General features: G+C 47.6%; 7 protein-coding genes. 4 read left to right on the top strand and 3 right to left on the bottom strand.

From position 1 onward, the window contains the following. A partial coding sequence (lolA, locus tag ACTF5U_RS08910; RefSeq protein WP_438971276.1) for an outer membrane lipoprotein chaperone LolA occupies positions 1-370 on the bottom strand: 370 nt, incomplete at its 3' end. 61 nt (positions 371-431) lie between these two features. Beyond that, the gene (locus tag ACTF5U_RS08905; RefSeq protein WP_438971275.1) at positions 432-2,729 is read right to left on the bottom strand and encodes a DNA translocase FtsK; all 2,298 of its coding nucleotides are present in this window, start codon (positions 2,727-2,729) and stop codon (positions 432-434) included. 133 nt (positions 2,730-2,862) lie between these two features. On the opposite strand from ACTF5U_RS08905, the gene trxB reads away from it, so the two are divergent. The 4 genes from trxB to ACTF5U_RS08885 are packed head-to-tail and all read left to right on the top strand — an operon-like array spanning position 2,863 to position 6,681. Then, positions 2,863-3,798 (top strand): thioredoxin-disulfide reductase, encoded by a 936-nt coding sequence (gene trxB, locus ACTF5U_RS08900; protein WP_438971274.1) that lies wholly within the window; start codon positions 2,863-2,865, stop codon positions 3,796-3,798. A gap of 58 nt (positions 3,799-3,856) precedes the next feature. Continuing rightward, on the top strand, positions 3,857-4,303 hold the full coding sequence (locus ACTF5U_RS08895; RefSeq protein WP_438971273.1) for a universal stress protein: 447 nt from the start codon (positions 3,857-3,859) through the stop codon (positions 4,301-4,303). 5 nt (positions 4,304-4,308) lie between these two features. Then, complete coding sequence (locus tag ACTF5U_RS08890; RefSeq protein ID WP_438971272.1) at positions 4,309-5,586, top strand: MFS transporter; 1,278 nt, start codon at positions 4,309-4,311, stop codon at positions 5,584-5,586. Positions 5,587-5,646: 60 nt separating this feature from the next. Next, entirely contained in the window at positions 5,647-6,681 is a 1,035-nt protein-coding gene (locus ACTF5U_RS08885) for a GGDEF domain-containing protein (protein WP_438971271.1), read from the top strand. Positions 6,682-6,954: 273 nt separating this feature from the next. Here the strand turns inward: ACTF5U_RS08885 and ACTF5U_RS08880 are convergent. After that, a partial coding sequence (locus ACTF5U_RS08880) for a M48 family metallopeptidase (RefSeq protein ID WP_438971270.1) occupies positions 6,955-8,065 on the bottom strand: 1,111 nt, incomplete at its 5' end.

Raw genomic sequence — 8,065 nt, 5'->3', positions numbered from 1 at the left:
GCACCAATTCACCAGACAGCAATGTCGCCGGCGTTTCGGCTAATGCTTCTTGTTGTGACTTAACCGTTATTTGTTCCAAATCAATATCGTAAAACCAGATATTTTTACCATCAGCGACAATTTTTTGTGGATAAGGTGTTTCGTAATCCCAACGAAACTTTCCGGGACGAGCAAGAAGAAACTGACCTTGCGCCTGTTCCATTATTTTACCCTCAGGATCAATCACTGTTTGCTCAAATTCAGCCTGAAAGGTATCGACCTTATCTACAAACTGATTTAATTTTTGAGCGCCTGTATTTTGAGCATGAATCAGTCCAGGAAGCATAAACAGGGATAGAAAAAGACCTGCTATTAATTTTTGCATCGTCATTCAACGACTCCGTTGTCATATCAATAGTGAACAGACTGCTGACAGGCAGTCTGGTTCCCGTCTAATCTCTTGGTGGGGGCGCTAATACTTCACGGCTTCCATTGCCTTGCATAGCCGAAACAACACCAGCCGCTTCCATCGCCTCAACTATGCGAGCGGCACGGTTATAACCAATCTTCAACCGTCGCTGAACACCGGACACTGATGCGCGGCGAGTTTCTGTGACAATTTGTACCGCCTGGTCATAGAGCGGATCCGATTCCGCATCACTGGGATCACCCAGTGCGCTACCATCGTCATCACCAGCAGGATCCTGTGTGATTTCTTCAAGATAATTGGGGGCGGCATTTTTCTTAAGATGCGCCACCACCTGATGCACTTCATGATCGTCAACAAAGGCGCCGTGTACACGTTCCGGTAAACCCGAGCCTGGTGGTAAATAGAGCATGTCACCCTGCCCCAACAATTGTTCTGCCCCCATCTGGTCCAGAATCGTTCGTGAATCAATGCGTGACGATACCTGGAAAGCCATACGGGTTGGGATATTAGCTTTAATCAAGCCGGTAATGACATCCACTGAAGGTCTTTGCGTTGCCAGAATTAGATGAATACCCGAGGCTCTCGCTTTTTGCGCCAGGCGTGCGATCAATTCTTCAACCTGTTTACCGACAACCATCATCATATCGGCCAACTCATCGATGATCACAACAATAAAGGGTAACGGCTCCAGCGTAGGTGCCACTTCGCCAGGTTCTACCTCAATGGTCGGATCGCTTATTGGCTCACCACGATCAATCGCTTCTCTAACCTTTTTGTTATAGCCAGCAACATTCCTGACACCCAAGGCAGCCATTAAAGGATAGCGGCGCTCCATTTCTGCCACACACCATCGCAGTGCATTCGCCGCCTCTTTCATGTCCGTGACGACTGGAGACAACAGATGTGGAATATCCTCATACACCGAAAGTTCTAGCATTTTCGGATCCACCATGATCATGCGCACTTGTTCCGGTGTTGCCTTGTACAACAGGCTTAAAATCATAGCGTTGACCGCAACCGACTTACCGGAACCGGTCGTACCAGCCACCAAGAGGTGCGGCATTTTTTCAAGGTTAGCAACAACAGGACGACCAGCAATATCTTTACCCAACGCTATCATCAACATTGATTTGCTGTTTTCATACTCTTCACAGGCCAGAATTTCGCGTAAACGCACGATTTCACGGGATTCATTCGGAATTTCCAGTCCGACCACCGGCTTACCGGGTATCACTTCAACGATACGCACACTGCTGACAGATAATGCACGGGCCAGATCTTTCGCCAAACCACTGATACGACTAACTTTAATGCCCGGCGCGGGTTGTAACTCAAACCGTGTGACAACCGGGCCGGGTTGCACTTCCACCACCTGCACCTGTACACCGAAATCTTTGAGCTTGAGTTCAACCTGGCGTGAGAGCGCCTGTAACACTTCTTCACTATAAGCCTGTTTACTCTCCTGAGGCATATCCAGCAATGCCAGAGCAGGCATTCCAGGGGCATCCGCAGTTTCAAATAGGGGCACCTGTTTTTCTTTTTCTTCGCGCTTGCTCGGTTCTTTTTTCTCGATTACTGGTTCAATGCGCACTTTCGCTTGATGTTGAAGTTTTTCCGTTTGTTGTCGGAAGGTTTCTTCACGCTGTTGTTTGGTTCGGCGCGCCTGCAAATTTTCCTTCATTTCACGTAGCCAACGACCAATATAGGTCGCCACAACCATCGCGACACTGCCGAGCTTGTCTATGACCATAAGCCAGGATAAACCTGTAAACAGCGTGACCCCAGTCAATAAAACCGCCAGTAAAAGGAGACTTGTCCCCGAAGCACCGAAAACAGCTTCAAAACCATGGCCAACCACTTCACCGAGCACACCACCCGCACCCAGTGGCATCAATTGCGCATGTTCATTGAGACTCAGGGCTGACAAACCACTGGCAGCGGCAAGAGCCATTATCAATCCCACACTTTTCAGCACCCAGAAATGCAAAGCATCTTCACTATCAGCGCGTTTACCCCAACTAAAAAGCAGCCAACCACTGAAACCAAGCATCAACGGTGAAAGATAAGCGGGAAAACCAAAGCCATAGAGAAGTGCATCTGCTAACCAAGCACCGACAATACCGCCACTGTTAGCAACAAAATCATCCGCTCCGGTGGTCGACCAGCCCGGATCGGTTGGCTGGTAACTCCATAAAGACAGCAACAAATAGGCTGCTAAAGCGATTGCTAAAATCAATGCAGCTTCACGCAGACGGAAACCGACTGCGCCAGAGTTGACGTCCTGTTTCTGCTTGTCATTTACTCGTGTTGCCTGTGCCACAGTAATATTTCCAACTCAGCCAATAAATTAACGCCTGATTTTAACACAGCTTTTCAACTTATATGCTTGTCCAAACTCACCGCAGTGCGTACTCTACTGCAAACACTTGATTATCCTTTCGGAGGCATTCTTTATGGCTGACAGCAAACACAGTCGTTTACTGATTCTTGGTTCTGGTCCAGCGGGTTACACTGCCGCAGTCTATGCAGCGCGTGCTGCGCTGGATCCTGTGCTGGTTACGGGCATCGAACAAGGGGGTCAATTAACCACGACCACTGATGTTGATAACTGGCCGGGTGATGATCAAGGTGTTCAGGGACCAGAGTTAATGGTTCGCATGCAAAAACATGCTGAGCGCTTTGGTACCGAAATTGTTTTTGATCATATACACACCACAGATCTGAGTCAGCGCCCGTTTAAATTGATTGGTGATGCCGGTGAATACACAGCCGACGCATTAATTATTGCTACGGGCGCTTCTGCCAAATATCTGGGTATGGAATCAGAAGAAGCCTTTAAGGGCCGTGGCGTTTCGGCTTGTGCAACCTGTGATGGATTCTTCTACAAAGGCCAGCCCGTTGCGGTGGTCGGTGGCGGTAACACCGCTGTAGAAGAGGCGCTTTACTTATCTAACATCGCATCCAAAGTCACGGTTATTCATCGTCGTGATTCATTCCGCTCAGAAAAAATTCTCAGCAATAAGCTGCTGAAAAAAGCGGAAGAAGGCAACGTTGAAATTCTCTGGGATCATACTCTGGACGAAGTACTCGGTGATGATGCTGGCGTCACGGGCGTTCGCGTGAAAAGCACTAAAGATGACAGCATGCAGGAAGTTGATGTTCAGGGTGTCTTTATTGCGATTGGTCATCAACCCAATACCGGCATTTTTAAAGGTCAGCTGGAAATGGAACACGACTACATCATTCTCAAAAAAGGCACCGAAACCAGCGTGCCCGGTGTCTTCGCTGCAGGCGATGTATCAGACCCCATCTATCGTCAGGCTGTCACCTCGGCAGGGGCGGGCTGTATGGCCGCACTGGACGCAGAGCGATTCCTGGACAACGACTAAGCAATCAGTCATACAATAAAGGGGCAGGTCACTGCCCTTTTTTATTGGGAGAATAGTCATGACTTCTGAGTATCAACACATTCTTATCGCCGCCGACTTTTCCAATCACAGCGATGAAATATGTCACAAAGCGCAGGCTTTAGCTGAACGCTATCAGTCGAAACTCAGCATTTGTCACATCGTTGAAGACTTTCCGCTTACCGATTTTGCCTATGAGCCGATGATAAGTGTCGATATTGATATGCGTGAGGCTTTGCTTGAGTCAGGAAAAAAACAACTGAGAGAACTCGCGCAAGCGTTGGCTATCCCAGAAAAGCAACAGTGGGTCGAGTGCGGCAGTCCCGGTCACGATATCGTGCGTATTGCTGAAGAAAATCAGGTTGATTTAATTGTCGTCGGCTCGCATGGCCGTCATGGCATTAAACTGTTACTCGGTTCGACAGCGAATGCGGTCTTGCACCATGCAGAATGTGACGTGTTGGCGGTGAAGTTGCGGGACTCTTAGCTAGCGTGAGTCAATCCAGCCTGCTGACCACAATAAAACTGCCTGGGTTTAAAAGCTTTTTAGCCGTTGCTTTTATCAATGCGATGGTCGACCTCGGCCATAAAATACTGATCCAGAACACGATCTTTAAAATCTATGATGATGCTGCCCAAGTGGGCCTTACCGCTATTATCAATAGCCTGATCCTGCTACCTTTTATTTTACTTTTTACCCCGGCAGGATTTCTCTCAGATCGTTTCAACAAACCCAAAATCATGCGAGTGACGGCCTTTTCCGCCATCATAATTACCCTGCTCATTACGCTGGCTTACTACCAGGGCTGGTTCGTATTTGCCTTCGCGATGACGCTGATCCTTGCCGCGCAAAGTGCTATCTATTCACCGGCAAAATACGGCTACATTCGTGAATTGGCCGGAAATGGCAGATTATCGTCGGCAAATGGCTTTATGCAGGCCACGACCATTATCGCCATTTTGAGTGGTATTTTTGTCTTTACTATCCTGTTTGAAATGACTTTAGCAGGAGAGACATATAACAACGAGGCCCAGCTTATTGAGCACATTGCTGTCGTTGGCTGGCTATTGGTCTTTTTGTCTTGTATGGAATTTTTTCTAGCATGTCGCTTACCTGTCACCCACCCTGAAACCCGGGTCGAGAAATTTAACTGGAATCAGTATCTGGGCGGTCATTTTTTACGTCAAAACTTCCGCCGAATCTATCAGAACCCTGTCATATGGTATGCCATTCTGGGGCTCTCCATGTTTTGGGGAATTTCGCAAACCTTCCTTGCCACCTTTCCGGCATTTGCCAAAATCGTTCTTGCTGAAGACAACACCATCATCATTCAGGGCTTATTGGCATGTTCAGGCATCGGTATCATTATCGGTTCTCTGATTGCAGGCTCCGGCAAACAAGGACAGATCAGGACGATATTCATTCCTGTCGGCGCGGTCGGCATGAGTGTTGTGCTTTTTGTGCTGCCACAACTCAGCACCACTGTCAGCTTTGCTTGTGCTATCACTGGGTTTGGTCTGTTCGGTGGTTTATTTATCATTCCACTGAATGCGTTGATACAGTTTCACGCACCAACTGGTCAGCTAGGCACCATTCTGGCGGGTAATAACTGGATTCAGAACCTAGTTATGCTCAGCTTTCTTTTTATCACCTTTATTGCCGCATCTGCCGCAATCGCGAGCAAAACAATGATCCTCAGCATTCCTGTAATCACGGTCATACTTGCTTTACTGATAGCTTGGCGTTCTTATCACGTCTGGAGAGCTTGATATTCCTTGAAAATTCAGTAATTCTTATTGTCAATATTGGACCATAGTGAGTGTACATCAGTGACTAAATCGTCGTCTTTCCCCCCGGTTTACGATCATGAATTTCAACAAGCCTCAGAGCATCTTCGACGCACACTACCCTTTGTTAATCAATTTAAGACGCCTGTAAATCCAGTTAATTATGCCGTCTGGTACGAATACGTTTCCGGCGACAATGAAGCCTTAACGACAGCGATTGATAATCGTCTCAGTAAAAACCAACCCATCACCAATGAAATCACACAAACTTTCTACGAAAAATATGTGCTGATGGGGATGCCAGATCGGATCGATAAAACCAACACCGGCTTGAAACTGGTAGTCGACAACACTCTTGAAAACATCAACCGCGTGGAAACTCAGGCCAGTCATTGCACAAGTGGCCTCACCCAGAGCCAGTCACAAATTGAAAACTGTCATGACGCACAGGAGCTCAAAAATCTTGTCAGTGAAATTTTACTTAACACCCAACAACTCACCTCAAGTAGCTCTGAGCTGAAAACAGAGTTAATGCGGTCGACAGAAGAAATCGTGAAGCTGCGGGAAGAACTGGAAGCTGTTAAACACTCAGCCCGCTCAGATGGCCTTACGGGCCTGCTCAACCGCGGCACATTCAATCGCGAGCTCCAAAGCTTGTGCCATCAGGAGGACAGAGTGTTTTCTCTGGCTTTATTTGATCTTGATAACTTCAAACGTCTGAATGATACCTTTGGTCATGTGCTCGGCGATCGTGTTTTGCAATTTTTTGCTTCGCTGATGAATGACCATCGCGATGATATTCATCTTGCGGCTCGTTTTGGTGGCGAAGAAATGGCGATGATTTTCCTCCACAAGAATCTTGAAGAAAGTTTTGTCATTGCCGAATCAATCCGTGAAAAATTTGCCGAGAGCCGCCTCAAGAAAAAAGGCAGTAATGAGTCGATTGGTCAGGTTACAGTGTCGGTCGGTGTAAGTAGTTATCAGCCCCAGGATACGCCGCTGACCTTATTGGAACGTGCTGACAAAGCACTCTACAAATCCAAAGATGATGGACGAAACCGAGTCAATTTTCTCTAGAACTGATAAAAACTGTTTTGTAGAAAATCCACTACCGCTTGCCGTTGTGTATTATCCCAGTTTACATCTGCAGCAAGCGCACAATGCTTAACCCGCTTTGTTAAACCCGACAGTGACTTTACCTTTCGGTCAGACCGCTGGTAGAGCTGGTATGGCTCTCCCCCACTTATTGACGCATGACACTGCAGGCAGGCTGAGTCATGTAAGCTTTTGCCCTGCGCCAACACATTGGCGCAGAACATGAAACTTACCATCAACAGAGTAAAACGCATATCACGCCGTGTTGGACTGTAAGTGAGCGATTCGCATGGCAGCCGGTGGATGCGAGTCATACACCGCTGAAACCAATGGATCAGGGGTCAGGGTACTGGCATTCTCCTGATATAAGGCCACAAGCGCCGTAATCAAATCTTCGGAGTTAGAGACTGAAGCCGCATAGTCATCGGCTTCATATTCATACTTACGTGACAGCGATGTCATCAATGGATGCAGGAAGAACAGGAAGACTGGAATCACCAACATAAATAATGCCAGCGCCATCGCGTTGGATTGTGTGCTGACCCCCAGGCCTTCATAAAACCAGGCTTCGCCGGATGCCCAACCTAATAAGGCGAGACCAACCAAGCTGATAGCAGCCATCACACACATATTTTTCACCACGTGCTTACGTCTGAAATGACCTAACTCATGCGCCAATACCGCTTCAATTTGATCCTCGTTTAGGGTGTTCAGTAAGGTATCAAAAAACACAATACGTTTATTGCTTCCCAATCCGGTGAAATAAGCATTGCCGTGGCCACTGCGACGTGAACCATCCATCACAAAGATGCCCTGACTTTTGAAACCACAACGAGCCAGTAGATCTTCAACCCGTTGCTGCAACTGCGCATCTTCCAGTGGAGTGAAATTGTTAAACAGTGGCGCAATAAACGCAGGGTAAGCCCACATCATAATAAGGGCAAACCCCATCCAGGCAGCCCAGAGATAAAGCCACCAGTATTCACCGGCACTGCCCATCATCCATAAAGCAACCCAGATCAACAGCCCGCCCATGATGATGGTCAAAAGGGTTTGCTTCAGAAAGTCAGAGATGAATAAACCCGGCGTATTGCGATTGAAGCCGAATTTATCTTCCAGCACGAAGGTTTTGTAGTATGAAAAGGGCAATTCCAACAAGGAGCCAATTACCAGAAAGCTGAGAAAAAAGGCTATGCCTCCGAGCATCGGGCTCAAGCCGGTTTGCGACCAGGCTCCTGATAACAAAGCTAAACCACCACCAAAAGTCCACACGAGTAATAACACCATACCGAAAAGACTTTCACTGCGATTAAACTTGCCTTTTGCCGCAGTATAGTCAGCAGCCTTCTGATGCGCTGCCAGACTG

This window comes from Methylophaga sp. (assembly GCF_965655755.1).
Taxonomy (GTDB): domain Bacteria; phylum Pseudomonadota; class Gammaproteobacteria; order Nitrosococcales; family Methylophagaceae; genus Methylophaga.
The sequence above is the reverse complement of the archived record's forward strand: the minus strand, read 5'-3'. Positions and strand labels throughout refer to the sequence as shown.